Origin of the sequence: Pseudomonas sp. rhizo25 (assembly GCF_031931935.1) — a bacterium.
Taxonomy (GTDB): Bacteria; Pseudomonadota; Gammaproteobacteria; order Pseudomonadales; family Pseudomonadaceae; genus Aquipseudomonas; species Aquipseudomonas synxantha.
Genome location: NZ_JAUJXA010000002.1, coordinates 470,823 through 495,104, shown reverse-complemented (window position 1 = coordinate 495,104; position 24,282 = coordinate 470,823). Strand labels below are relative to the sequence as shown.

At 59.9% G+C, this 24,282-nt stretch carries 22 protein-coding genes and 1 pseudogene; 11 read left to right on the top strand and 12 right to left on the bottom strand.

Going from position 1 to position 24,282, the window contains the following annotated elements; translation table 11 throughout:
• Positions 1 to 98 precede the first annotated feature (98 nt).
• From QZR30_RS05895 to QZR30_RS05875, 5 genes are all read left to right on the top strand, one after another.
• The gene (locus QZR30_RS05895) at positions 99 to 1,526 is read left to right on the top strand and encodes a coniferyl aldehyde dehydrogenase (protein ID WP_046069952.1); all 1,428 of its coding nucleotides are present in this window, start codon (positions 99 to 101) and stop codon (positions 1,524 to 1,526) included.
• A gap of 29 nt (positions 1,527 to 1,555) precedes the next feature.
• On the top strand, positions 1,556 to 2,101 hold the full coding sequence (locus QZR30_RS05890; RefSeq protein WP_046069953.1) for a hypothetical protein: 546 nt from the start codon (positions 1,556 to 1,558) through the stop codon (positions 2,099 to 2,101).
• A 37-nt stretch (positions 2,102 to 2,138) separates the two neighbouring features.
• Positions 2,139 to 3,734 carry a GMC family oxidoreductase gene (locus QZR30_RS05885; protein WP_311903033.1) on the top strand — a complete coding sequence of 532 codons (1,596 nt, stop codon included), beginning with the start codon at positions 2,139 to 2,141 and terminating at the stop codon, positions 3,732 to 3,734.
• Between the two features lie 103 nt (positions 3,735 to 3,837).
• Positions 3,838 to 4,317 carry a pantetheine-phosphate adenylyltransferase gene (gene coaD / locus QZR30_RS05880; RefSeq protein ID WP_003176711.1) on the top strand — a complete coding sequence of 160 codons (480 nt, stop codon included), beginning with the start codon at positions 3,838 to 3,840 and terminating at the stop codon, positions 4,315 to 4,317.
• Between the two features lie 102 nt (positions 4,318 to 4,419).
• Complete coding sequence (locus QZR30_RS05875; protein WP_003195146.1) at positions 4,420 to 4,671, top strand: YfhL family 4Fe-4S dicluster ferredoxin; 252 nt, start codon at positions 4,420 to 4,422, stop codon at positions 4,669 to 4,671.
• 85 nt (positions 4,672 to 4,756) lie between these two features.
• Here the strand turns inward: QZR30_RS05875 and mutM are convergent, their stop codons facing one another.
• Together mutM and QZR30_RS05865 are read right to left on the bottom strand one after the other, a co-directional pair.
• The gene (gene mutM, locus QZR30_RS05870) at positions 4,757 to 5,569 is read right to left on the bottom strand and encodes a bifunctional DNA-formamidopyrimidine glycosylase/DNA-(apurinic or apyrimidinic site) lyase (protein WP_056846974.1); all 813 of its coding nucleotides are present in this window, start codon (positions 5,567 to 5,569) and stop codon (positions 4,757 to 4,759) included.
• A gap of 21 nt (positions 5,570 to 5,590) precedes the next feature.
• Positions 5,591 to 6,403 carry an HDOD domain-containing protein gene (locus tag QZR30_RS05865; protein ID WP_173664498.1) on the bottom strand — a complete coding sequence of 271 codons (813 nt, stop codon included), beginning with the start codon at positions 6,401 to 6,403 and terminating at the stop codon, positions 5,591 to 5,593.
• A gap of 206 nt (positions 6,404 to 6,609) precedes the next feature.
• Here QZR30_RS05865 and QZR30_RS05860 point away from each other — a divergent pair, with 206 nt between their 5' ends.
• The 3 genes from QZR30_RS05860 (at position 6,610) to ilvD (ending at position 11,197) form a co-directional block, all read left to right on the top strand.
• A complete protein-coding gene (locus QZR30_RS05860; protein WP_046069957.1) occupies positions 6,610 to 7,806 on the top strand; it encodes a class I SAM-dependent rRNA methyltransferase in 1,197 nt (398 codons plus the stop codon).
• Between the two features lie 184 nt (positions 7,807 to 7,990).
• Positions 7,991 to 9,151, top strand: coding sequence for an MFS transporter (locus QZR30_RS05855; RefSeq protein ID WP_056846975.1), 1,161 nt, complete (start codon positions 7,991 to 7,993; stop codon positions 9,149 to 9,151).
• Between the two features lie 204 nt (positions 9,152 to 9,355).
• Positions 9,356 to 11,197: a dihydroxy-acid dehydratase gene (ilvD, locus tag QZR30_RS05850; protein WP_046069958.1), complete on the top strand. Its 1,842-nt coding sequence runs from the start codon at positions 9,356 to 9,358 to the stop codon at positions 11,195 to 11,197.
• Between the two features lie 226 nt (positions 11,198 to 11,423).
• On the opposite strand, the gene QZR30_RS05845 is transcribed toward ilvD, so the two are convergent.
• From QZR30_RS05845 to QZR30_RS05830, 4 genes are all read right to left on the bottom strand, one after another.
• A complete protein-coding gene (locus QZR30_RS05845) occupies positions 11,424 to 13,868 on the bottom strand; it encodes a TonB-dependent siderophore receptor (RefSeq protein ID WP_311903032.1) in 2,445 nt (814 codons plus the stop codon).
• A 131-nt stretch (positions 13,869 to 13,999) separates the two neighbouring features.
• On the bottom strand, positions 14,000 to 14,947 hold the full coding sequence (locus tag QZR30_RS05840) for a FecR family protein (RefSeq protein WP_046069960.1): 948 nt from the start codon (positions 14,945 to 14,947) through the stop codon (positions 14,000 to 14,002).
• The gene (locus QZR30_RS05835; protein ID WP_005792307.1) at positions 14,944 to 15,477 is read right to left on the bottom strand and encodes an RNA polymerase sigma factor; all 534 of its coding nucleotides are present in this window, start codon (positions 15,475 to 15,477) and stop codon (positions 14,944 to 14,946) included. The genes QZR30_RS05840 and QZR30_RS05835 overlap by 4 nt, the downstream gene beginning before the upstream one ends.
• Before the next feature lie 214 nt (positions 15,478 to 15,691).
• Entirely contained in the window at positions 15,692 to 16,753 is a 1,062-nt protein-coding gene (locus QZR30_RS05830; RefSeq protein WP_046069961.1) for a hypothetical protein, read from the bottom strand.
• Between the two features lie 241 nt (positions 16,754 to 16,994).
• Between QZR30_RS05830 and QZR30_RS05825 the strand changes: the two genes are divergently transcribed.
• On the top strand, positions 16,995 to 18,386 hold the full coding sequence (locus tag QZR30_RS05825) for an L-cystine transporter (protein ID WP_046069962.1): 1,392 nt from the start codon (positions 16,995 to 16,997) through the stop codon (positions 18,384 to 18,386).
• A 12-nt stretch (positions 18,387 to 18,398) separates the two neighbouring features.
• On the opposite strand, the pseudogene QZR30_RS05820 reads toward QZR30_RS05825, so the two are convergent.
• Positions 18,399 to 18,521 (bottom strand): annotated as a pseudogene (locus QZR30_RS05820) (outer membrane lipoprotein carrier protein LolA); the annotation flags it as partial.
• Complete coding sequence (locus tag QZR30_RS05815) at positions 18,499 to 19,011, bottom strand: dihydrofolate reductase (protein WP_046069963.1); 513 nt, start codon at positions 19,009 to 19,011, stop codon at positions 18,499 to 18,501. The gene QZR30_RS05815 and the pseudogene QZR30_RS05820, both read right to left, overlap by 23 nt.
• A gap of 69 nt (positions 19,012 to 19,080) precedes the next feature.
• Between QZR30_RS05815 and QZR30_RS05810 the strand changes: the two genes are divergently transcribed.
• Both QZR30_RS05810 and QZR30_RS05805 read left to right on the top strand, forming a co-directional pair.
• Positions 19,081 to 20,460, top strand: coding sequence for a DUF2868 domain-containing protein (locus tag QZR30_RS05810; protein ID WP_311903027.1), 1,380 nt, complete (start codon positions 19,081 to 19,083; stop codon positions 20,458 to 20,460).
• Complete coding sequence (locus QZR30_RS05805) at positions 20,453 to 21,820, top strand: DUF3482 domain-containing protein (protein WP_046069965.1); 1,368 nt, start codon at positions 20,453 to 20,455, stop codon at positions 21,818 to 21,820. The genes QZR30_RS05810 and QZR30_RS05805 overlap by 8 nt, the downstream gene beginning before the upstream one ends.
• Positions 21,821 to 21,823: 3 nt before the next feature.
• Here the strand turns inward: QZR30_RS05805 and QZR30_RS05800 are convergent, their stop codons facing one another.
• The 4 genes from QZR30_RS05800 to QZR30_RS05785 all read right to left on the bottom strand — a co-directional run bounded on the left by QZR30_RS05800 (position 21,824) and on the right by QZR30_RS05785 (position 24,264).
• On the bottom strand, positions 21,824 to 22,351 hold the full coding sequence (locus QZR30_RS05800; RefSeq protein WP_311903025.1) for a hypothetical protein: 528 nt from the start codon (positions 22,349 to 22,351) through the stop codon (positions 21,824 to 21,826).
• A gap of 113 nt (positions 22,352 to 22,464) precedes the next feature.
• A complete protein-coding gene (locus tag QZR30_RS05795) occupies positions 22,465 to 23,019 on the bottom strand; it encodes a hypothetical protein (protein ID WP_311903023.1) in 555 nt (184 codons plus the stop codon).
• A 110-nt stretch (positions 23,020 to 23,129) separates the two neighbouring features.
• Positions 23,130 to 23,705: a hypothetical protein gene (locus QZR30_RS05790; protein WP_046069968.1), complete on the bottom strand. Its 576-nt coding sequence runs from the start codon at positions 23,703 to 23,705 to the stop codon at positions 23,130 to 23,132.
• A gap of 4 nt (positions 23,706 to 23,709) precedes the next feature.
• Positions 23,710 to 24,264: a hypothetical protein gene (locus tag QZR30_RS05785; RefSeq protein WP_046069969.1), complete on the bottom strand. Its 555-nt coding sequence runs from the start codon at positions 24,262 to 24,264 to the stop codon at positions 23,710 to 23,712.
• Between the last annotated feature and the right edge of the window lie 18 nt (positions 24,265 to 24,282).

The window sequence follows — 24,282 nt, the reverse complement described above, 5'->3', positions numbered from 1 at the left end:
CGGCCAGGATAAATCCGGATGTTACTGCAATCTTATTTGACAATTTAGAGCAATGACTCTAAAAATCCAGGCAGACCAATAACAACCGGGACCGCGCCATGTCTGCCAACGTTGCCTACCTGCAAGATTCCCAGGCGCTGGATCACCTCCAGGACCTGTTCGACGCCCAACGTCGCGCCTACGCCGCCAACCCGATGCCACCGGCGGCGCAACGCCAGCAATGGCTCAAGGCCTTGCGGGACATGCTCAGCGATGAACGCCAGGCGCTGATCACGGCGATCAGCCAGGACTTCAGCCATCGCAGCGCGGACGAAACCCTGTTCGCCGAACTGATGCCCAGCCTGCACGGCATTCACTATGCCAGCAAACACCTCAAGGGCTGGATGAAACCCTCCCGCCGCGCTGTAGGCATTGCCTTCCAGCCCGCCTCGGCCAAGGTTATTTACCAACCCTTGGGCGTGGTCGGCGTCATCGTGCCGTGGAACTACCCGTTGTACCTGGCCATCGGTCCGCTGGTCGGGGCGTTGGCAGCCGGCAACCGGGTGATGCTCAAGCTCAGCGAATCCACGCCCGCCACCGGCGAACTGCTCAAGACGCTGCTCGCCAGGATCTTCCCCGAGGACCTGGTTTGCGTGGTACTGGGCGAAGCCGAAGTGGGCATGGCGTTTTCCAAATTGCGCTTCGATCACTTGCTGTTCACCGGCGCCACCAGCATTGGCAAGCACGTGATGCGCGCAGCCGCCGAACACCTCACGCCGGTCACCCTGGAGCTGGGCGGCAAGTCGCCGGCCATTGTCTCGGCCGATGTACCGCTCAAAGACGCCGCCGAGCGTATCGCCTTCGGCAAAGCCTTGAACGCCGGGCAAACCTGCGTGGCGCCGGACTATGTGTTGGTTCCGGAAGACCGCGTGGAGGGGTTTGTCGAGGCTTACTCCAAGGCCATTCGCGGGTTCTATCCGACCCTGGCTGACAACCCGGACTACACCGCCATCATCAACGAGCGACAACTGGCCCGGCTCAATGCCTACGCCAAGGACGCCACCGACAAGGGCGCCACCCTGATCCCGCTGTACGAGCAAGGCCAGGCGCGACGGATGGCCCACAGCCTGCTATTGAATGTCAGCGACGACATGACCGTGATGCAGGACGAAATCTTCGGCCCGCTTTTGCCCATCGTGCCTTATCGCGGCCTTGACCAAGCCTTTGCCTACATCAACCAGCGTCCGCGCCCACTGGCCCTGTATTACTTCGGCTACAACAAGGGCGAGCAGGAGCGCGTGCTCCACGAAACCCACTCCGGTGGCGTATGCCTGAATGACACCTTGCTGCACGTCGCCCAGGATGACATGCCGTTCGGTGGCATCGGCCCGTCGGGCATGGGCCATTACCACGGCCATGAGGGTTTCCTGACGTTCAGCAAGGCCAAGGGCGTGCTGGTCAAACAACGCCTCAACGCAGCAAAGCTGATCTACCCGCCCTATGGCAAATCGATCCAGAAACTGATCCAGAAGCTGTTTATCCGCTGATAACCGCCACCTTCGGGACGATAAAAATAATGAACCCCAGCCTGACTGACTCACCCGCGCTGTCGCGGCGCGGCGTCTTGAAAATCGGCCTGTGCGCCAGCGCGTTTCTCGCCACTGCCGGGCTTGGCGCCAGCCTCAGCGGCTGTTCCAGCAGTACACCGGCCAGTGGCTTTGCCATGCTGCGCGCCAGTGACTTGCCGTTTTTGCGTGCGGTGATCCCGGTGCTGCTGGAAGGCGCGGCCAGCGCCGAGGCGGTGGTCGCTGGCATTGACGACACTCTGAAAAAGCTCGACTACAGCCTGCAGCATTTGTCGCCAGAAATGTTCAAGCTCACCCAGCAGTTATTTGACGTGCTGAGCATGGGTATCACCCGCGGCCCGTTGACCGGTATCTGGGGCAGTTGGGAAAACGCCAGCAGCGAGCAAATCCGCAACTTCCTGCACCGTTGGGAGAACAGCTACCTGAACCTGCTGCGCATGGGCCAGGGCTCGTTGCTCAAGCTGGTAATCATGGCCTGGTACTTCCGGCCCGCGTCCTGGGCCCATTGCGGCTACCCCGGCCCGCCGAAGATCTGATTCGCATCCCCCACAATAAAAACCAGAGACGAACCTGATGCCCGTACCCGATCTGTTCCGCGACGGCCTGGCCCGAGGCTGGAAAACCCACAACGGCGCCGCCCTCGACAACGACCTGACCCTGGAAGCCGATGTAGCCATTATCGGCAGCGGTGCCGGAGGCGGCACCACCGCCGAAATCCTCAGCGCCGCCGGCTACAAAGTGTTGTTGATCGAAGAAGGCCCGCTCAAGACCAGCAGTGACTTCAAGCTGCTGGAGGACGAAGCCTATGCCAGCCTTTACCAGGAAGGCATCGGGCGTATGAGCAAGGACGGCGCCATTACTATCCTGCAAGGCCGGGCGGTGGGTGGCACCACCTTGATCAACTGGACCTCCAGTTTTCGCACACCCGACGCCACCCTCGCCCACTGGGCCAGCGAATACGCGGTGAAAGGCCACAGCAGCGCCGAGATGGCACCCTGGTTCGAAAAAATGGAGCAGCGCCTGGGCATCGCGCCGTGGGCGTTGCCACCGAATGCCAACAACGATGTGATCCGCAAAGGCTGCGAAAAACTCGGCTACAGCTGGCATGTGATCCCACGCAATGTGCGCGGCTGCTTCAACCTGGGTTATTGCGGCATGGGCTGCCCGGTCAATGCCAAGCAGTCGATGCTGGTGACGACTATCCCCTCCACCCTGGAAAACGGCAGCGAGCTGCTGTATCTGGCCCGCGCCGAGCAGCTCAAATACAGTGGCGACACTATCAGCAGCCTGGAGTGCGTGGCCATGGACGAACGCTGCGTGGCCCCCACCGGACGCAAGATCAGCGTGAAGGCCAGGCACTACGTGCTGTCGGGCGGAGGCATCAACAGCCCGGCCCTGCTGATGCGCTCGGACGCACCCGACCCGCATTCGCGGCTGGGCAAGCGCACCTTCCTGCATCTGGTCAATTTCTCCGCCGGGTTGTTCGACGAAGTGATCAACCCGTTCTACGGTGCACCGCAGTCGATCTATTCCGACCATTTCCAATGGCAGGACGGCACCACCGGTAAAATGTCCTACAAGCTTGAAGCACCGCCTTTGCACCCAGGGTTGGCCAGCACCCTGTTCGGCGGCTATGGCACGCAGAACGCACTGGACATGAATCGACTGCCCCACACCCACGCCATGCTCGCACTGCTGCGCGACGGTTTTCACCCCGACAGCCTGGGCGGCACTGTGGGTCTGCGGGGTGACGGCACGCCGGTGCTCGACTATCAGGTCTCGCCCTACGCCTGGGATGGCCTGCGCCGGGCCTTCCACAGCATGGCCGAGATCCAGTTCGCCGCAGGAGCCAAATCGGTCAAGCCCCTGCATCACGATGCAAGGTTCGTGAACACCTTGGCCGAAGCACGCAACGTGATTGACGGCTTGAGCCTGGAACTACACCGCACAACCCTGGGCAGCGCCCATGTGATGGGCGGTTGTGCCATGGGCGAAGACCCGAAAAACGCCGTGGCCGACAGCCTTGGCCGACATCATCAGTTGCGCAACCTGTCGATTCACGATGGCTCGTTGTTCCCCACCAGCATTGGCGCCAACCCACAATTGTCGGTGTACGGATTGACCGCGCAACTGGCGACAGCATTGGCCGAACGTCTGAAAACGGCATGAAAAAGCCTGGGATTGACGACCTCTATCTACATAAGTCGACTTGGCCGACCGGGATGGCTGCGATACCATCCGGTTCCCCAACGGACTCCGCCAGGACGACGCGATGAACCGAGTGTTGTACCCAGGTACCTTCGACCCGATTACCAAAGGCCATGGCGATCTGGTCGAACGCGCCTCTCGCCTGTTCGACCATGTGATCATCGCGGTCGCGGCCAGCCCCAAGAAAAACCCGCTGTTTCCCCTGGAACAGCGCGTGGAGCTGGCGCGCGAGGTCACCAAGCACCTGCCTAATGTGGAAGTAGTGGGCTTTTCGACGCTGCTGGCGCATTTCGCCAAGGAGCAGAACGCCAATGTGTTCCTGCGTGGCCTGCGCGCGGTGTCGGACTTCGAATACGAATTCCAGCTGGCCAACATGAACCGCCAGCTGGCGCCGGATGTGGAAAGTCTGTTCCTCACGCCGTCGGAACGTTATTCATTCATTTCCTCGACGTTAGTCCGTGAAATCGCGGCTTTGGGCGGAGATATCACCAAGTTCGTCCATCCTGCGGTGGCAGATGCACTGACCCTGCGCTTCAAGAAGTAAGACCGCTCAAGCGGCGCCTGCTCGCACTGCGGGCGCCAATGCGGCACAATTGCGCGCATTAGTTTTCAGATGCCTTGGCCGCGTGCCCTGGCAGGAGTTTCCATGTCCCTGATCATCACCGACGATTGCATCAACTGCGACGTCTGCGAACCCGAGTGCCCGAACGCTGCGATCTCCCAAGGCGAAGAGATCTATGTGATCGACCCTAACCTGTGCACCCAGTGCGTTGGCCATTACGACGAACCTCAGTGCCAGCAGGTTTGCCCGGTGGATTGCATTCCGCTGGATGAGGCACACCCTGAGACTGAAGAGCAGTTGATGGAGAAGTACCGCAAGATTACCGGTAAGGCTTAAGTTTTTTAGTGCCTATGAGGGCCTCATCGGGGCGGTGCGACGGTTCGACTTGCCCCCGATGACAATCTCAGCCATCACAAAGCTATCAGCTCTGGCACTTGGGGCAAAACACACTCGCCCGCTGCCCCAGCACCACATTGCGCAACTCGGTCCCACAGACCTTGCACGCCTCGCCGCCACGGCCATAAACGAACAGTTCCTGCTGGAAATACCCCGGCTGCCCATCGCCGCCGATAAAGTCCCGCAGCGTAGTACCGCCCCGCTCGATAGCAGCGGCCAGCACCCGCTTGATCTCAATCGCCAGCTTCAAATAGCGCCCGCGTGAAATGCCACCGGCGGCACGCCGCGGGTCAATACCCGCCGCAAACAGTGCTTCCGTCGCATAGATATTGCCCACCCCCACCACTACCGCGTTATCCATGATGAACGGCTTCACCGCCATCGATTTGCCGCGCGACAGCTGGAACAAACGTTCGCCGTCAAACAGCTCGGTCAACGGCTCCGGCCCCAGGCGAATCAGCAGTTCGTGGTTGTGCGGGTCCTGGCTCCAGAGCATTGCACCGAAACGTCGAGGATCGGTGTAGCGCAAGGCCAGGCCGGATTCGAGTTCGATGTCGACATGCTCATGCTTGAGCGCAGGCATGCCGACCTCCACCAGGCGCAGGTTGCCCGACATGCCCAAGTGACTGATCAAGGTGCCCACTTCGGCATTGATCAACAGGTACTTGGCCCGCCGTTCCACCAGCACGATGCGCTGCCCGGACAGGCGCACATCCAGGTCTTCCGGGATCGGCCAGCGCAGGCGCCGCTCACGCACCACCACGCGGCTGACACGCTGGCCTTCCAGGTGCGGGGCGATCCCGCGCCGGGTGGTTTCGACTTCTGGTAACTCGGGCATGTGTACCTCTTGAATAACGGGTCAGTGCGCGCCCAGTTCGCGGATCGACAACTTCAGGCTCTCGAAGTCGTAGTCCGACAGGCCCACGTAATCCAGCACCAGATGGCCAATCGCGTTCCACTCATGGTCCACGGCCTGGTTACCCAGCACGCGACAGGACGAACAGATATGCTCGGCCATCTTCAAAATCGCCAGCAGGTTTTTAAGCTGCGGATTGCGCGACGTCTCATCGCTGAAAATCGCCAGGGCGTTGTGGTGATTGGCGATGGCATCGGTCACATGTTCCGGCAGGCGCCAGGACTTGGCGGTGTAGTAGCCGACCACCGCATGGTTGGTGTTGAACGCGTTGTTCTCGGTGTCGACCACGCGGCGCTCGGGGCCGGCGCTGGCATAAGCCTGCTCCAGCACTGCCATGTAGTTGGGGAAACGCTTGAGCATCAGCGGCACGCCGCAATCGTGGAACAGGCCCAATGCATACGCTTCATCGACGGCCTGGGAACCGGTGCGCTTGGCCAGGGTGAGGCAGGTCATGGCCACATCCTGGGCGGTGTCCCAGAAGCGGTTGAGGGTGACGATGGTGTCGTCGCTCATCTCGCCCTTGATCGACAAGGCATTGATCAGGTTGATGACCGACCGGCTGCCCAGCAGGTTAACTGCACGCTGGATCGAGGCGATCTTGTTGCTCAAGCCGTAATACGACGAGTTGACGATCTTGAGCAACGCGCCAGACAAGCCCGGGTCCTGGGCGATCAACCGTGCGATCACTTCCAGGTCCGGGTCGGGCATGTACTGCTCCATCTGCAAATCCACCATGATCTGCGGTTGGGGCGGCACGCTGATGCCTTGCAGGACCTGTTGGATCTGCTCGGCGGAAAGCTCTTGGGACATAAGTACACACTCTGGGCTAGACGCGAATTCTAACCCTTATGAAGACGTGACCGACACCCACAACCCAAACTGAAACCCTCCCACATGTCCGGTGCCGCCGCCAAATAATGCGCAACACGCTATACTCCCGCTCTTTTTTCCGGAGCGACGTCATGTCCCTGCCAAGCCTGCGTCTCAAAGCCAACGCTGATCGTCGTTTGCGCAACGGCCACCTGTGGGTCTACAGCAACGAAATCGACGTGGCCGCCACACCTCTTCACGGCTTCCAGGCAGGCGACCAGGCGATCCTGGAAGCGGCCGGCGGCAAGACCCTGGGCATCGTGGCCATGAGCCCCAACAACCTGATCTGCGCCCGCCTGCTGTCGCGCGACATCAAGTTGCCGCTGGACAAGTCGCTGCTGGTGCACCGCCTCAACGTCGCGCTGTCCCTGCGTGATCGCCTGTTCGACAAGCCGTTCTACCGTCTGGTCTACGGTGATTCCGACCTGCTGCCGGGCCTGGTGGTCGACCGTTTCGGCGACATCCTGGTGGTACAGATCGCCTCGGCGACCATGGAAACCCATAAAGAAGACGTGATCGCCGCGCTGACCCAAGTGCTCAAGCCGAGCGGCATCCTGTTCAAGAACGATTCCGCCGCACGTGACGCCGAGGGCCTCAACCGCTACGTCGAAACCGTTTTCGGCCTGGTGCCGGAGTGGGTGGCGCTGGAAGAGAACGGCGTGAAATTCGAAGCCCCGGTGATCCAGGGCCAAAAGACCGGCTGGTTCTACGACCACCGCATGAACCGCGCCCGCCTGGCCCCGTACGCCAAAGGCAAGCGCGTGCTCGACCTGTACAGTTACATCGGCGGCTGGGGCGTGCAGGCCGCCGCCTTTGGCGCCAGTGAAGTGTTCTGCGTCGATGCGTCGGCCTTCGCCCTCGACGGCGTCGAGCGCAACGCCGCGCTGAACGGTGTTGCCGAGAAGATGACCTGCATCGAAGGCGACGTATTCGAAGCCCTGAAAGAACTGAAAGCCAGCGAAGAACGCTTCGACGTGATCGTCGCCGACCCGCCAGCCTTCATCAAGCGCAAGAAAGACATGAAAAACGGCGAAGGCGCCTACCGCCGCCTTAACGAGCAAGCCATGCGCCTGCTCAGCAAGGACGGCATCCTCGTCAGCGCCTCGTGCTCCATGCACCTGCCGGAAGATGATCTGCAGAACATCCTGCTGACCAGCGCCCGCCACCTGGATCGCAATATCCAGATGCTCGAACGCGGCGGCCAGGGCCCGGATCATCCGGTGCACCCGGCGATTGTCGAAACGCGCTACATCAAGAGCATTACGTGCCGGTTGTTGCCCAATAGTTAAAAAATGTGGGAGGGGGCTTGCCCCCGATTGCTGTGGGTCAGCTAAAGACAAACTGACTGTTCCACCGCTATCGGGAGCAAGCCCCCTCCCACATTTGTTATGTGTTTCTCCCAATAGTTTTGATTGAATTCCATTTTTCGCAGACTAGTATCGGTTTCTGGTTTTACTCCGGAAAACAAAAACAATGTCTGGGCCCACTCTCTCCCGCTTTATCCTTATCACCTGCATTTCCCTGATCAGCTTTTTCCCGATCAATATCCTGCTCCCTTCATTTCCCGCGCTGTCCAACCAGTTCCACACGCCCAGCGCAGACATCGCGCTGTCCATCAGCCTGTTCACCCTAATGTTTTCGATCTCACAACTGGTCGCAGGCCCGCTGTCGGATAAATGGGGGCGCAAGGAAGTGCTGCTTGGCTGCATCACGCTGTCAATCATTGGCGCAATAGGCTGCGCGATGGCGTCGGACTACCTGACCTTCCTACTGTTTCGCACGGTCCAGGCCATGGGCTGCGGCTTCTTCGTATTGGGCCATGCACTGGTGGAAGACCTGTTCGACGAACAGGACCGAGCCCGCGTGCGCCTCTATTACATGACCTTGAGCGGCTCGTTTGTCGCACTGTCGCCGCTGATCGGTTCCTGGCTGCAAACTACGTTCGACTGGCAAGGCAGCTTCTATGGTTTTGCGTTGATGGCGCTGGGCATGTTGATCCATGCGTTCTGTATCCTGCCGTCGAAGTCCTCCGGCCCACACCGCGAGCCGGTATCCATCATCGGTACACTCAAGGCTGTGGCGCGCAATCGCGACTTCCTGCGCTACTGGTGGATCGCCGCGCTGGTGTTCGCCTGCTACTTCGCCTTGATCAGCGTGACACCGTTGATTTTCATGGACTCGCTGAAACTCACCGAGTACCAGTACGCGCTGGTGCTGATGGTGTACGGCCTGGCCTATCTGCTCGGCGGTGTGGTGGCCTCCTATCTGCAAAAATACATATCGCTGTCCAGGCAGATCAATATCGGCCTCGGGTTGTTACTCGTCGCCGGTGTATCGCTGGCGCTGATCGTCAGCCTTGAGGTGATCACCACCGCAACCCTGCTGATCCCGATGCTGGTCAGCGCGCTGGCCGTCACCCTGGTGCGCCCGGCCGCCATTTCTGCGGCGATGTTGCTGTTCTCAAGCAGCGCGGGCACGGCGGCATCAGCAGGTAACAGCATCATGTTCCTGACGGCCGCCGTCAGCAGTGCCGCTCTGGCGCAAACCGGAACCCATTTGCTGATGACCATTGCCGTCAGCTTCATTGCTTTCAGCCTGTGGGGTTGGCTGACGAATGCCAGGATCAATCGCTGACGCACCTACAGGAAGTCGGTGTAGAATCGGCCCTATTCATCGCCAGTCATCCCCCGGCGGGTTTATGAGCTCGAGGCCCAAGCACGCGGCGATCCCGCGACGCGAGTGGCAACTTCCGGACACACGGCCATTTTTCGGGTGTTCCAGTCGTCAATTAGAAGCTCACTCCCCTTTAGTACTTGATTAGCCGCCCGGAGTGCTCCAATGCCTGATTACCGCTCGAAAACATCCACCCACGGCCGCAACATGGCCGGCGCGCGCGCACTGTGGCGTGCCACGGGGATGAAAGATGACGACTTCAAGAAGCCGATTATCGCGATTGCCAACTCCTTCACCCAGTTCGTACCCGGTCACGTCCACCTCAAGGACCTGGGCCAGTTGGTCGCCCGTGAAATCGAACGCGCTGGCGGTGTAGCGAAAGAATTCAACACCATCGCCGTGGATGACGGCATCGCCATGGGCCATGACGGCATGCTGTACTCGCTGCCGAGCCGCGAGATCATCGCCGACTCCGTGGAGTACATGGTCAACGCCCACTGCGCCGACGCCATCGTATGCATTTCCAATTGCGACAAGATCACCCCTGGCATGCTGATGGCTGCCTTGCGCCTGAACATCCCGGTAATCTTCGTCTCCGGCGGGCCGATGGAAGCAGGCAAGACCAAACTCGCCTCCCACGGCCTCGACCTGGTCGACGCCATGGTGATCGCCGCCGATTCCAGCGCTTCTGACGAGAAGGTCGCGGAATACGAGCGCAGCGCCTGCCCGACTTGTGGTTCGTGCTCCGGCATGTTCACCGCCAACTCGATGAACTGCCTGGTCGAAGCCCTGGGCCTGGCCTTGCCGGGCAACGGTTCCACGCTGGCCACCCACAGCGACCGCGAGCAGCTGTTCCTGCAGGCCGGCCGAACCATCGTCGAGCTGTGCAAGCGTTACTACGGCGAGAACGATGAGTCGGTGTTGCCGCGCAATATCGCCAACTTCAAGGCGTTCGAAAACGCCATGACCCTGGACATCGCCATGGGCGGTTCCACCAACACCATCCTGCATTTGCTGGCCGCCGCTCAGGAAGCCGAGATCGATTTCGACCTGCGCGACATCGACCGCCTGTCCCGTCACGTGCCGCAACTGTGCAAGGTCGCGCCAAACATCCAGAAGTACCATATGGAAGACGTGCACCGCGCCGGCGGGATCTTCTCGATCCTCGGCTCCCTGGCCCGCGGCGGCCTGCTGCACACCGACCTGCCGACCGTGCACAGCAAGTCCATCGCCGAAGGCATCGCCAAATGGGACATCACCCAGACCGACGACGAAGCCGTGCACACCTTCTTCAAGGCCGGCCCGGCGGGCATCCCGACCCAGACCGCGTTCAGCCAGTCGACCCGTTGGGACAGCCTGGACACCGACCGTGAAAACGGCTGCATCCGCAGTGTCGAGCACGCCTACTCGCAAGAGGGCGGCTTGGCCGTGCTGTACGGCAACATCGCCCTCGATGGCTGCGTGGTGAAAACCGCGGGTGTGGATGAGTCCATCCATGTCTTCGAAGGCCGCGCCAAGATCTACGAAAGCCAGGACAGCTCGGTTCGCGGCATCCTCGCTGACGAGGTCAAGGAAGGCGACATCGTGATCATCCGCTACGAAGGCCCGAAAGGCGGCCCGGGTATGCAGGAGATGCTCTACCCCACCTCGTACCTGAAATCCAAGGGCCTGGGCAAAGCCTGTGCGCTGCTGACCGACGGGCGCTTCTCCGGCGGCACCTCGGGCCTGTCCATCGGCCACGCTTCGCCGGAAGCCGCTGCCGGGGGCGCGATTGGCCTGGTGCAGGATGGTGACAAGGTGCTGATCGACATTCCGAACCGCTCGATCAACCTGTTGATCAGCGATGAAGAACTGGCTGCACGCCGGGTTGAGCAGGACAAGAAAGGCTGGAAGCCGGTGGAGAAGCGTCCGCGTAAAGTCACCACTGCGTTGAAGGCCTACGCCCTGCTGGCCACCAGCGCCGACAAGGGTGCTGTGCGTAACAAAGCGATGCTCGACGGACTGTAAGACTCGCGCAAAAAAATGCCCCGCCAAGTGCGGGGCATTTTTTTGCCTGGAGATAACCCCAAGCACAATGATGATCAAAATGTGGGAGGGGGCTTAAGCTAATGCCAGTGTAGGAGCGAGCTTGCTCGCGAAAAACTCAAAGGCACCGCGTTTATTCAGGAAACACGCGTTATCGTTGACGTTTTTCGCGAGCAAGCTCGCTCCTACAGAAGTAATGCATCAGGCTTTAGAACTGTGGGGTGTAGGTCATGCTGAACATCACATTACGCGGGTCGCCATAGTAGTTGCTGCCCCACGTCGCGTTATACGCAGGGATGTAGTACTTCTTATCGAACATATTGTTCAAGTTCGCCGCCACGGTGAATTCCTGGTTGATCTTGTAGGCCACCCGCGAATCCCACAGTGCATTGCCGGGTACGCTGAAGTTGCGGTCGTAGGCTTCGATGCTGCTTTGTGCGGTTACGCCGGCACCGACACTGAACTGCTGCCAATCGCCCGGCAACTGGTAGTCACCCCAGACCTTGAGCAGGTGCTTGGGTGTCCAGGTGCTGAAGATCTTGCCTTCGTAAGTGTCGTCTTTGAGGAATTTGGTGGTGTTGTAGGTGTAGCTGGAGACCAGTTGCAAACCCGGCAGCACTTCGCCGCTCAAAGTGGCTTCGAAGCCTTGGCTGCGAACCTTGCCCGAGGCGAGCGAGCAGTACCAGCCGCCGCAGACTTTGCCGCCTTGCAGGTCTTGAGCCGCACGGTTTTCCTGGTCATAACGGAAGATGGCGAACGAAGTATTCAGACGACCGTCCGCCAGTTCACCCTTCAGGCCCAGTTCGTAGTTCTGGCCTTCGATGGGCTTGAGCACGGTCAAAGAAGTGGTCAGGTTGGTCTGCGGTTCGAACGCGTCCGCGTAGCTGGCGTAGGCCGACCATTGGTCATTGAGGGCGTAGACCAGGCCAGCATACGGGGTAACGTGACCATTGCTCTGCGTGGTGCTGCGGGTTGGGTCGCCATACACACCCCGGGAACCGCTCTCGTCGGTGTAGCCATAGTCATACCAACTGGTACGTGCACCGACAATCAAGGTCAGTGGGTCCACAACCTTAACGCGCCAAGTGCCATAAACCCCTTTCTGCCGAATGTCATACCAACTTTTCGTAGCATTGCCCGCCTGGAACAGCTGGTTTTTATCGCGCTGTGGACGGTTGTGATCAATGTTGAAAATGTCCGCGCCGGCCGTCGCTGCTCGCGCCCACTGGTCGTTGGTGGTGAGTTTGGAATAGTTGGCGCCCAGTACCATCTCCTGTTGCAAGCCCAAACCTTCAAACTTGCCGTTCACATACACATCTACGCCGCGGCTCTTGGTATTGAAGTCGGTGACCCAATCCACATAACGCACATTGCCGGCGGTGCCGGGGTTGGGAATCTCATCCCAGGTCGCCTGGTAGGTCGCATCGTTGTGTTCATCCATGGCCACGAGGGCGGCTTTCACCTTCCAGTCATCGTTGAAGCGATGCTCGATATCGGCGAACACCTGGGTCTGGTTATTGACGTTGCGGTTCCAGCTGGCGCCGACAAAAGTCGAGCGCGGCAGGCCGATATCGCTGCCATTGGCGTAACGGGGCAGTGACATGAAGTTGGGGCGCGAGTGGCCTTTCTGGTTGCTGACCCCCACACCGACCGTGGTGTCTGGCGTGAAGTCGTAGTCCACGGCGGCATACACCGTCTGATTCCAGCCACCGGCATAGTCAACGAACGAGTCCGTCGTGTCGTAATCCGCCACAAACCGGCCGCGCAGAGTGCCTTCGTCATTAAGCGGGCCACCAGCATCGACCTGGGTGCCGTAGTGGTCCCAGGAGCCGGCTTTTGCGGTGATCGTCACGGTCGGGTCCTGCTGGCCACGCTTGCGCACCAGGTTCATGGTGCCGCCCGGGCTGTTGGCGCCCTGCAACAAGGCGGCCGGGCCGCGCAGGGTTTCTACACGGTCATAGATGGCCATGTTTTCAGTGAGGTAGCTGCCCAACGCATAGGTGTTACGCGGGATGCCCACGCCATCGTATTGCAGGGTGCCGATTTCGAAACCACGGGAGAAGATGAACATACCCGGCCCGGGGGATTTGGTCGCCGTCAGACCCGGGGTACGCTTGACCACCTCGGAAAGCTTGGTGGTGTTCTGGTCATCCATCTGTTTACGGGTCATGACGCTGACCGATTGCGGGATGTCCTTGAGCTTCTGCTCACCCTTGCCCAGGGTCACCGCACTGGTGGTGTAGGAGCCACTGCCTTCGGTCGTGGCGCCCAGTCGTTCAGCGCTGATGGTAGTGGCGCCGACTTCGATAGCGCCGCCGGTGGCTGCGCGCTTCTCTAGGGTCACGGTGTCGGCGTTGATAAACGCCGCACTCAAGCCCGTACCGCCAAGCAATTGCGCCAAGGCTTCGCGCTGGCCGAGATGGCCACTCACACCGGGCGACACCACCCCTTGGGTCAACTCACCGGACACCAGCACCTGCACGCGCGTCACCGCTGAAAATGCCGCCAGCGCGCCATCGAGGCCTTGCCCGGGAATATCGAAACGGTAAGCCTGGGCCTGGGTGACCTCGGCAGCTTGCAGGGATAGCGACGCAGTGCCGGTCAAGCAAATGACCAGCGCGAGCAAGGGCGATGCGGCGAAACGGTGTGCCATGGATGGAGCTCCCCGGTGCAAAAAGTCTGTGATCGGCGCGGCACTACTTGAGAGTGCTTACTATTTACGCCTCAGTGATCAAGGACGAATGCTCACCGGGAAACCCTGAAAGTATTTTCAAAAAGTTGCGACTACGACGCCTTGCCCTCGCGAAGCACCAGCAAATACGGGGTGTAATGCTCGGCACGCAGGTTGAGGGTGTATTCCAGCGCCTTGATCACCGCGTCGGGTTTATCGATTTCAAACACGCCGGAGACCACGCGATTGCGCAATGCGTCGCCCAGTATCAGGGTCTTGCCCGGCCAATAACGGTTCAGCTCGCTGACCACGTCCGACAGCGGTTGCTGGCGAAACACCAGTTGCCGCTGGCGCCAGGCAAACCCGCTTGCCGCGTCGAAGCCATGGACTTCAGCCAGGCGTTGGTCCTGGTACTCCACCGCCCTTCCCGGCTCCAGATACACCGGTGCGCCACTGCCGGAACTGACCTGCACCTTGCCCTGCGCCACCTGCACGAGGGTTTGCGCATCGCGTCGCGCCACACTGAACCGGGTGCCGACCACCTTCACCCAGCCGTCGCCGGACTGCACTACAAACGGTCGCGCCGGATCCTTGGCCACCTCGAAGAAACCTTCGCCACGCAACAAGCGCACCTGGCGCTCGCCCGCATTCATACGCACCTGTATGGCACTGTCGGTATTGAGCTGCAGGCGGGAGCCATCGGCCAGTTCGATGCTGCGTGACTCGCCGGTGCCGGTGGCATAGTCCGCACGCATACGGTCAAGCCAAGGTGTGTTTTGCACAGTCAGGCCTACCGCCAGCAGCAAGGCCGCGGCGCAGGCCCAGCGCCGTGCGGGCTTGCGCCAGGCGGCCTGTTCGGCGCGGCGAACCACCCGCGCCGGTTCATGCAAACCACCGAGCATCGCCTGCACTTCCTGCCAGGCGGCATCCTGGGCATCGCCCTGCTCCAGCCAGAGGGCAAAAGCCTGCAGTTCGCCAGGTGTGACATCCTCGGCCTGCAGGCGGAAATACCAGGCGGATGCTTCGTCGAACAGTTCGTCGGCTGTGGGGGTAGCGGTCATGACCGACGTCCTTGTTCATCGCAGGCAAGCCGCTTTTTGATAAAGCCACGGCATTCAATCAAGGCGCGACGCAATTGGTATTCCACACTGCGCGGGCTGATCGACAGGCGTTCGCCGATCTCGCGATAGGAGAGTTCGTCGACATGATAGAGCAGGAAGATCTGTCGAGTCGCTTCAGGCAACGCCAAAATCGCGTCCTGCATCAACTGTTGCTGTTGATAGGCAGCCAATTGCTCATCGATACCCGGGTTGCTGCACGGCAATTCTTCGCTGGGCTCGCCGGCATCCAGGCGTTCGCGGCGAATGGCCTGGCGCTGGTGATCGCGCACCAGGTTGCTGGCGATGGTGAAGAGGAACGCCGGGAGATTGTCGATTTTATCGCCACAGTCCATGCGAGCCAGGCGCAGGAACGACTCTTGGGTCAGATCGGCAGCCACTTGGGCACTGCCGGTGCGGCGAGTGACGAAGGCTTCGAGGGCTTTCTTCTGCTCCGCGAACAGGCGCGCGATCTGCGAATTCCAGGAGAGCACGGCACTACCTTGAGAAGAACATGGGGTTCAGGAGGTGTGCACGCTAGCAGAGGATGAGATTGGTTCGCAATTGATATCTATTTTTGCATAGATACTGCTGTGTACTTGAGGCTGCCTTCGCGAGCAAGCCCGCTCCCACATTTGACCGTATTCTCAGGTTGAAACTCGGTCGAATGTGGGAGGGGGCTTGCCCCCGATGGCAGGCGACGCGGTCCTACTGAATCTCCTCCGGCTTGACGATCACCCAGTTCTTGTCCGCCGTCACTGGCAGTCCTTCTTTGGCTTGCGCCGCCGCGTGCTTGGCGATCATGCCGTTAAGCTGGGTCATATATTTGTCCTTGCGGTTGATCCATAAATGGATGCCTCCCTTGGCCACGTCCACATCGTGGAACAGCATATAGCCATCGCTGGTGGGTGTATCACCGCCGACAATCACCGGTTTTTTCCATTCGTCGATGTAGGTGAGGATCGCCGCGTGCTTGCCGGCCATCCAGGTTGCCGGGGTCCACAGGTAGGGGGTCAGTTCCAGGCCGAGGTTGGCGTTCTGGTCATACTTGCCGGCGGCGATCTGCTTGCGTGCGGTGGTCAGCTCGCCGGTCTTGCGATCCTTGAGCAGGGTGCTCACGCCGATGACATTCTCGGGCTTGACGTTGTAGCCGTACTTCGGATCGGCGGCGACCATGCGCACCAGCTCCTCGGAAGCGGCGGTCATCACGTACACCTCGATGCCGTTTTCCATCAGTTTGTTGTATAGCTCGGCCTGGCCGGTGAAGACTTTCGGCGGCTGCACTTCGGACTGCTTCACCGCGTCGCCTTCGAAGTAACTGACCGGCACCGGCTTGCCGGATGCCATCAGCTCATCGACCTGGACCTTGAGCTCCTTGAGGGTGAAGCCGGAAAACACCTGGGCAACCCACGGGTAGCAGACCATGTCGTCGACTTCGCAGAGGCGATAGTAGTAACTGAACAGGCTTTCCTTATGTTCGGCGGTGTCCTTGAACGGCATCAGCTTGAGCGAAGGATCGAGGCTGTCGCGGGTGATCAGGCCCTTGTTTTCCATGTACGGCAGCAGCGACTCCTCAAGATCGTAGCGGTAGCTGGTGTTGTCCATGTCGAACACCGCGTAGTTACCCTTGTTGGCGTTGGCGGCGATCATTTCGTTCAACTGCTTGGCAGCCGGCACCGGCCAGTGTTTCAACTCGGTGGCGGCGAACGCCTGGCTGGCGAGCCCGAGGAGGAAAGCGGCGGATACCAGTAGTTTCGGCGCAAGCTTCATAGGCGTTGTCTCCCTGAGTGAAAGACATCGACGCTAACAAATCCGTATGACAGTTATCGCCCGGGCGCGACCGCTTGCGTCTTGATCACGCCAAGGCCATACGCATGCGCGCCAGCGCCTTATTCCAAAAACGACAGTCACCATTCCATATCGGTATTAAATCATTATATTTCAAGCTGTTAGGCTTCCCGGTTCGCAATCGCAGGCTCACGCGATTGGCTGCCCTCTCAACGGAGCTTCAATGAATCTGCCCCTGATTCTCAATTTATTGGTGTTCGCGGCCCTTTTGCTGGGCCTGGCACAAACCCGTCGGACTAACTGGAGCCTGGCCAAGAAGGTTCTGTTTGCCCTGGTTCTTGGCGTGCTGTTCGGTGCGGCCTTGCACACGATCTACGGCGACGGCAACCCGGTGCTCAAAGCCTCCATCGGCTGGTTTGACCTGGTCGGCAACGGCTATGTGCAACTGCTGCAAATGATCGTGATCCCACTGGTGTTCGCCTCGATCCTCAGTGCCGTGGCGCGTCTGCATAACGCTTCGTCCCTGGGTAAGATCAGCTTCCTGACCATCGGCACGCTGCTGTTCACTACCGCCATCGCGGCGTTGATCGGCATCGGTCTGACCAATCTGTTCGGTCTCACTGCCGAAGGTTTGGTGGCCGGCACTCAGGAAATGGCGCGCCTGCAAGTGATCCAGAGTGATTACGCCGGCAAGGTTGCCGACCTGAATATCCCGCAATTGCTGCTGTCATTCGTGCCGGCCAACCCGTTCGCCGACCTGGCCCGGGCCAAGCCGACATCGATCATCAGCGTGGTAATTTTCGCCGCTTTCCTGGGGGTTGCTGCGCTGCAGTTGCTCAAGGATGACGTGGAAAAAGGCCAGAAGGTCATCAATGCCATCGACACTCTGCAAGCCTGGGTGATGCGCCTGGTGCGCCTGGTGATGAAGCTGACCCCGTACGGTGTATTGGCGCTGATGACCAAGGTGGTCGCCGGTTCCAACCTGCAAGACATCATCAAGCTCGGCAGTTTCGTGGTGGTGTCGTACCTGGCCCTGGGGCTGATGTTCGTGGTGCACGGCTTGCTGCTGTCGTTGGCCGGGATCAACCCGCTGCGCTTCTTCCGCAAGGTCTGGCCGGTGCTGACCTTTGCCTTTACCAGCCGCTCCAGCGCAGCGAGCATTCCGCTGAGCATCGAGGCACAAACCCGTCGCCTGGGTATCCCGCAATCCATCGCCGGTTTCGCCGCCTCGTTTGGCGCGACCATCGGCCAGAACGGTTGCGCCGGTCTTTACCCGGCGATGTTGGCGGTGATGGTCGCGCCGACCGTGGGCATCAACCCCCTGGACCCGCTGTGGATCGCGACCCTGGTAGCGATTGTGACCTTGAGTTCGGCGGGCGTCGCCGGTGTGGGCGGTGGTGCGACCTTTGCCGCGCTGATCGTACTGCCGGCCATGGGCTTGCCGGTGTCACTGGTGGCGCTGCTGATTTCCGTGGAGCCGTTGATCGACATGGGCCGTACGGCGTTGAACGTCAATGGCTCGATGACGGCGGGGGCGATTACCAGCCAGATCATGGGGCAGACGGATAAAAAGCTGTTGAATGCCGATGAACATGCCGAACTGGCGCAGGCATAAAGGCTTATAACCTGTAGGAGCGAGCTTGCTCGCGAAGAACCTGAGGGCGCCGCGTTCATTCAGAATGCCCGCGTCATCGTTGACGATCTTCGCGAGCAAGCTCGCTCCTACACTAGTTGCGCTCCCACACCTCAAAGTTGTACGCCGGCTTATCGCCTTCAGCCGGATTCTCGACATTCGACACCAGCTTCCACTGGTTCATATCAAACTCTGGAAACCACGCATCCCCTTCCGGGCTCAACGCCACCCGCGTCAGATACAGGCGATCGGCCTGTTCCAGCCCCTGCGCGTAAAGCTGCGCGCCGCCGATCAGCATCAGCTCGTCCGCGCCCTGCGCCTTGGCCCATTCCTCAGCCCGTTCTACCGCCGCTTCCAGTGACGGAAAAACTTGCGCACCTTCAAGCGCCAGATCGGTCTGACGACTGACCACCAGGTTCAAGCGCCCCGGCAGCGGCCGGCCCAGGGAGTCCCAGGTCTTGCGCCCCATGATGATCGGCTTGCCGAGCGTGGTGGCCTTGAAATATTTGAAATCCCCCGGCAAATGCCAGGGCATGCTGTTGTCGACGCCGATCACGCGGTTTTCACCGAGGGCTGCGATCAGGCTTAAAGGGAGAGTTTTTTTCATGGCGACGAGAATACCAGAGGCGCGAGCCAGCGGTTATGCTCCAACCTCACTGAAACAACAGGATGGCGCGTGACTGCACTGAACCCCCTGCACACACTCTGGCTGACAGAAACCGTGCGCCTGCGTGAAGAACACGCTGGCCCCCTGGAAGATTTGGAAGCCAACCGCCTGGCTCGCACAGCCGGGGGCGACCTGCCGACGCGGATTACCCTGCGTGCCTTGCACCTGGCCGAACGCGATGGCCTGACCGGCGCCCTCACGCGCTGGCTGCAAGGCGCACGCCTGGCGCTGGTGTTGCTGGCAGTGGTGGCCGTGATCAGCGGCGCCGGCTTGGCGTTTGCCGCACTGGGTAACGGTTTGACCTCAGTAAACGTGTTCTGGGCCTTGGGCAGCCTGCTCGGTTTGAACCTGATCTTGCTGATCAGCTGGGCCCTGGGCCTGCTGTTTGCCGGCGAGCACAGCGCCAGCCTCGGGCGACTATGGTTGTGGCTCAGCGAAAAGCTCGCCCGCGATGCCAAGAGCGCGCAATTGGCACCGGCGTTGTTGCTGTTGCTGCAACGGCAAAAACTCAATCGCTGGGCGGTGGGTGTGCTGGTCAACGGCCTGTGGCTGCTGGCATTGCTCAGCGCCCTGGTGATTTTGTTGATCCTGTTGGCCACACGGCGCTACGGCTTTGTATGGGAAACCACCATTCTCGGTGCCGACACCTTTGTCGCCGTAACCCAAGTCCTCGGCACCCTGCCCGCGCTGCTGGGCTTCAACGTGCCGAGCGTCGACATGATTCGCGCCAGCGGCGATTCCGCGCTGAATATCGAAAGCGCCCGCCAAGCCTGGGCCGCCTGGCTGGTGGGCGTGTTACTGGTCTACGGCCTGCTGCCCCGGCTGATCCTCGCGCTGCTCTGCCTGTGGCGCTGGAAGGTCGGGCGTGCCGCATTGCGCCTGGACCTCAACCTGCCCAGCTACAGCCAGTTGCGCGAACGCCTGATGCCCAGCAGCGAACGCCTGGGGGTCAACGATGTGGCGCCCGAGCAACTGCACCACGTCAGCGGTGGCGTCAGCGATCTGGACAGCGACGGCGCTTTGCTGGTCGCCATCGAGCTGGACGATCAACACCCTTGGCCACCCAAGCTGCCGGCCAGCGTAAAGAACGCAGGCATTCTCGACAGCCGCGAATCGCGGAACAAACTGCTGGAGCAACTCAGCCGGTTCCCGCCCGCGCGCCTGGCCATCGCCTGCGACCCGCGCCGCTCGCCCGACCGAGGCAGCCTGGCGTTGATCGCCGAACTGGCACGCAGCGCCACCGCTACCCGCGTATGGCTGCTGCAAGCGCCGCCGGGACAGGCCCTGGACGCCGAGCGCCTGGGTGATTGGCACTCCGCGCTGCAACAGCTTGATCTTAAGTTTGCCGATTGCGCGCCGCTGAACTGGCTGGAGACCGGTCATGACTAAACCGCTGAAACTCGCCGTGGTCGGCCACACCAACGTCGGCAAGACCTCGCTGCTGCGCACCCTCACCCGTGACGTGGGCTTCGGTGAAGTCTCCCATCGGCCCAGCACCACGCGGCATGTCGAAGGCGCACGCTTGTCGGTAGATGGTGAAGCCTTGCTGGAACTGTACGACACGCCCGGACTGGAAGACGCCATCGCCCTGCTCGACTACCTGGAGCGCTTGGATCGCCCCGGCGAACGCCTGGACGGCCCGGCCCGCCTTGCGCGCTTCCTGGAAGGCAGCGAAGCCCGCCAGCGTTTCGAACAGGAAGCCAAGGTGTTGCGCCAACTGCTGGCCTCGGACGCCGGCCTGTATGTAATCGACGCCCGCGAACCGGTGCTGGCCAAGTACCGTGACGAGCTGCAGGTGCTGGCCAGTTGCGGCAAGCCGTTGCTGCCGGTGCTCAACTTCGTCAGCAGCAGCGAGCATCGCGAGCCGGACTGGCGCGAAGCCCTGGCCCGCCTCGGCCTGCATGCGCTGGTGCGTTTCGACAGCGTGGCGCCGCCGGAAGACGGCGAGCGCCGCCTGTATGAAAGCCTGGCCCTGCTGCTGGAAACCTCACGGCCGCAGTTGCAGCGCCTGATCCTCGATCAAGAAGCCCAGCGCCAGGCCCGCCAGCAAAGCGCTGCGCGGTTGATCGCCGAGCTGCTGATCGACTGCGCCGCCTGCCGTCGCAGCGTGGTGACCGAAGATGAACAGCAAGCCATCGGTGATCTGCGCAAAGCCGTGCGCCAACGCGAACAGAAGTGCGTCGAAGCCTTGCTCAAATTGTTCGGCTTCCGCCCCCAGGATGCCGCCGCCAGTGACCTGCCGCTGCTCGATGGGCGCTGGGGCGATGACTTGTTCAACCCGGAGACCCTCAAACACCTTGGTGTGCGGGTCGGTGGTGGAATTGCCGCCGGCGCTGCGGCTGGCGCGGGCGTGGACCTCTTAGTCGGCGGCCTGACGCTTGGCGCCGCAGCCCTGGCCGGCGCTATCGCCGGGGGCGCCCTGCAAACCGCACGCAGCTACGGCAGCCGCCTGCTCGGCAAAATCAAGGGCCAACGCGAGCTGACCGTCGACGACAGCGTGCTGCGCCTGCTCGCCCTGCGTCAGCGCCAGTTGCTCAAGGCCCTCAACCTGCGCGGCCATGCAGCGGTGCACAGCATCAAGGTCGACACGCCCCAGGACAAAACCTGGCGTGAGGGCAAGCTGCCCGACGCCTTGGGCAAGGCCCGTGCCCACCCGCAATGGTCGAGCCTCAACCCCCACGCCAAGCTGAGCCAGGCTGAGCGCCAGGAGCAGATCCTGGCCCTGGCGCAGCAACTCACTGCGAATTGACCACTAGTGCCAGTTGAACTTGAGGAACAGTTGGCTCAAGGCGTGAATGGTTTGATGGTCCAAGGTATCGAACAGCTCGAAAGAAGCATCCTGACCGGAAGGCTCCAAACTGCCATTGCCGTCCTGATCACAGGCAGTGGTGCTATACATCAGCTTGTCCCTGCCCCCGGTGCTGCTGCGCTGGTAGAAGTCGGATCGAACTTCCACTGCCTGGCCGCTTTTATCGTAACGACTCACATACAAGTCAACTGAGCGCCCCGCAGTCTCACCGGCATTGAACCAACTCAGTTTCAACGCTTGGTTGGCGAACGCTTGTAGCAGCCGACGGTCATGGAGCGACGATGCCCCGCTGAAATCAACATCCCCGGTTTTCTGATAGTCCACCGCGCCATCGGCAGTGGCATCGAACGCCAAGGCTTCATGCACCAACTCATCGGGCAGCCCCGGGTCTCTCTGAAAAAAGTACAGCTTCGCCGTGTCTGCCAGTTCGTTGTCACTGCGATCTTGCACGATCACCTTCAAGTAACGCATTGGTATTGCCTCAGTAAAGAACCAGGCGCCAACATAGTTTCGCCTCAGGTTCATGCCTAGGTAACACCGGCGCCACGACCAGTCAGAAACCACGACGCTCGTGTATTCGCGCTTCACTCTTCCAGGCGAGGCTTCTCATACCACTTGAAGGCGAGAAAGCTATTGCACAGATGACGAACCAGTTCCTGATCACTCTGGTTGACCGCGCCATTTCGGTCGACGTCGATACGGGAAAAGGCCTCCACCACACCATTGCCGTCGACATCGTAACCGGCAGCCTGATAAATCAGCGAGGGTTTGCGCAGAGGGCTACGTCGATTCAGGAAGTTCAGCTGCACACGATTGGGCGGGCCCTGGGGGTAGTCGTATAACCCCACCATTACGAGAGTGCGCTGCCAACTCTCGCCCGGGTTAAACCAATTCAACTTCAGAAAGGTATTGGCAAATGCCTTGAGCAATAAGCTATCGACGGTATCGCAGGTACCGTCATGGTTGATATCACCGGCGAACTTGAAGTCTACCTTTCTATCGGCATCGATATCCACGGCGACGGTCTCATGGATCAACTCGTCGATGCCTTCGGAACAGCGTTGATAGAAATGCAGAATGACCGTATCGGCCTGCCCGTTGCCGCTGCGATCCTGGGCGGTAACTTTTAAATAGCGCATGGAATGTCTCACATAAAGAACAGCTCCATACGCTAGTTCATACCTGCTTTACCCACTAGAGTCTGGCGTCCGCCATGGCCGTAGGAAACAGCAACTTGGCGACGCATCAATCAATGCGCCGGAACATCAACGACCTTGACGTCGCAAGCTTCGGGCGCATGCCAATTGAACTTCAAGTAAAGTTCAGCCAGTTGCTGGACCAGATGCTTGTCCACCTCATCGATAACACCATCCCGATTGATATCGGAATGAATGTTCCACTCAAGCTCACCGTTGTTATCAAAATCATAGGCGGCACTCCATGACACCTGCGTATCCGGGCTTAGGAACCCTGGCCCTTTATGCAAATGCAGGCGCACGGTGTCGGGTGTGCCGTCTTTATAAAAGTCTTCGGAAAAAATCTTCATATAGCGCTTTGTACCAGCCCCGCGATTAACCCAATTGATTTTCAGATAGATATTGGCAAACCTGTCCAGCAGCACCCTGTCCAAGCTGTTTTCCTGACCGTTATTTGTAACGTCGCCCCGGCTGTAGTCCACTTTCCCATCTGAGGTGAAATCATAGGCAACGACCTCATTGACCAAGCGGTTCTGATCGCATTGCGTACGTTGGTAGAATTGGAGTCGCACCGTATTTGCCCGGCCATCCCCAGTCTGATCCTGTGCAATAACCTTTAAATAACGCACTTTTTTACTCCTTGTGTGCATACCACTTGAACTCGAGAAAGAACTTGCATAACACTCTGATCAACGCCTTATCCAGCTCATCCACTTTGCCACTTCGATTGACATCGGTGTTGGTAAACGAGTCCATCACGGCATCCCCATCACCGTCATAAGCGCTGGCTTTATAAACAAGGGTTTCCTGCTCTCCCGAGCGCTCAATAAAATTCAATTCAATCGCATTGGGCTTGCCGTTGGCACTGTAGTGTTTCACATGCATGGTTAAACAATGTGAATGACCAGCGCAAAAATCAAACCAACCGAGCAACATGAATACATTCACGAACGAATTGAAAATACGTTGATCAAGGAAGTCTTCCTTGCCATCTCCGTTAATATCCCCACTGAGATGCAAATCATAAAGACCATGTTCATATTCCCCTTCGCGATCCAAGTTGAAGGCAATCTCTTCGTGCATCAACTGATCAGCACCGCAATTATCCCTCTGATAAAACCTGGCAACAATTTTATCTGTGTGGTCACGCCCTCCACGCCCCTGAGCAAAAACTTTCAAATAACGCATCAATTAAATCCTATGATG

Bases quoted from the DNA above. Each gene is read 5' to 3' on its own strand.
- QZR30_RS05855 (WP_056846975.1), top strand. From the start codon at position 7,991: ATGTCTGGGCCCACTCTCTCCCGCTTTATCCTTATCACCTGCATTTCC.
- coaD (WP_003176711.1), top strand. From the start codon at position 3,838: ATGAACCGAGTGTTGTACCCAGGTACCTTCGACCCGATTACCAAAGGC.
- QZR30_RS05845 (WP_311903032.1), bottom strand. From the start codon at position 13,868: ATGGCACACCGTTTCGCCGCATCGCCCTTGCTCGCGCTGGTCATTTGC.
- mutM (WP_056846974.1), bottom strand. From the start codon at position 5,569: ATGCCCGAGTTACCAGAAGTCGAAACCACCCGGCGCGGGATCGCCCCG.
- QZR30_RS05890 (WP_046069953.1), top strand. From the start codon at position 1,556: ATGAACCCCAGCCTGACTGACTCACCCGCGCTGTCGCGGCGCGGCGTC.
- QZR30_RS05840 (WP_046069960.1), bottom strand. From the start codon at position 14,947: ATGACCGCTACCCCCACAGCCGACGAACTGTTCGACGAAGCATCCGCC.
- QZR30_RS05875 (WP_003195146.1), top strand. From the start codon at position 4,420: ATGTCCCTGATCATCACCGACGATTGCATCAACTGCGACGTCTGCGAA.
- QZR30_RS05860 (WP_046069957.1), top strand. From the start codon at position 6,610: ATGTCCCTGCCAAGCCTGCGTCTCAAAGCCAACGCTGATCGTCGTTTG.
- QZR30_RS05895 (WP_046069952.1), top strand. From the start codon at position 99: ATGTCTGCCAACGTTGCCTACCTGCAAGATTCCCAGGCGCTGGATCAC.
- QZR30_RS05825 (WP_046069962.1), top strand. From the start codon at position 16,995: ATGAATCTGCCCCTGATTCTCAATTTATTGGTGTTCGCGGCCCTTTTG.
- QZR30_RS05785 (WP_046069969.1), bottom strand. From the start codon at position 24,264: ATGCGTTATTTGAAAGTTTTTGCTCAGGGGCGTGGAGGGCGTGACCAC.
- QZR30_RS05815 (WP_046069963.1), bottom strand. From the start codon at position 19,011: ATGAAAAAAACTCTCCCTTTAAGCCTGATCGCAGCCCTCGGTGAAAAC.
- QZR30_RS05830 (WP_046069961.1), bottom strand. From the start codon at position 16,753: ATGAAGCTTGCGCCGAAACTACTGGTATCCGCCGCTTTCCTCCTCGGG.
- QZR30_RS05885 (WP_311903033.1), top strand. From the start codon at position 2,139: ATGCCCGTACCCGATCTGTTCCGCGACGGCCTGGCCCGAGGCTGGAAA.
- QZR30_RS05805 (WP_046069965.1), top strand. From the start codon at position 20,453: ATGACTAAACCGCTGAAACTCGCCGTGGTCGGCCACACCAACGTCGGC.
- QZR30_RS05800 (WP_311903025.1), bottom strand. From the start codon at position 22,351: ATGCGTTACTTGAAGGTGATCGTGCAAGATCGCAGTGACAACGAACTG.
- QZR30_RS05795 (WP_311903023.1), bottom strand. From the start codon at position 23,019: ATGCGCTATTTAAAAGTTACCGCCCAGGATCGCAGCGGCAACGGGCAG.
- ilvD (WP_046069958.1), top strand. From the start codon at position 9,356: ATGCCTGATTACCGCTCGAAAACATCCACCCACGGCCGCAACATGGCC.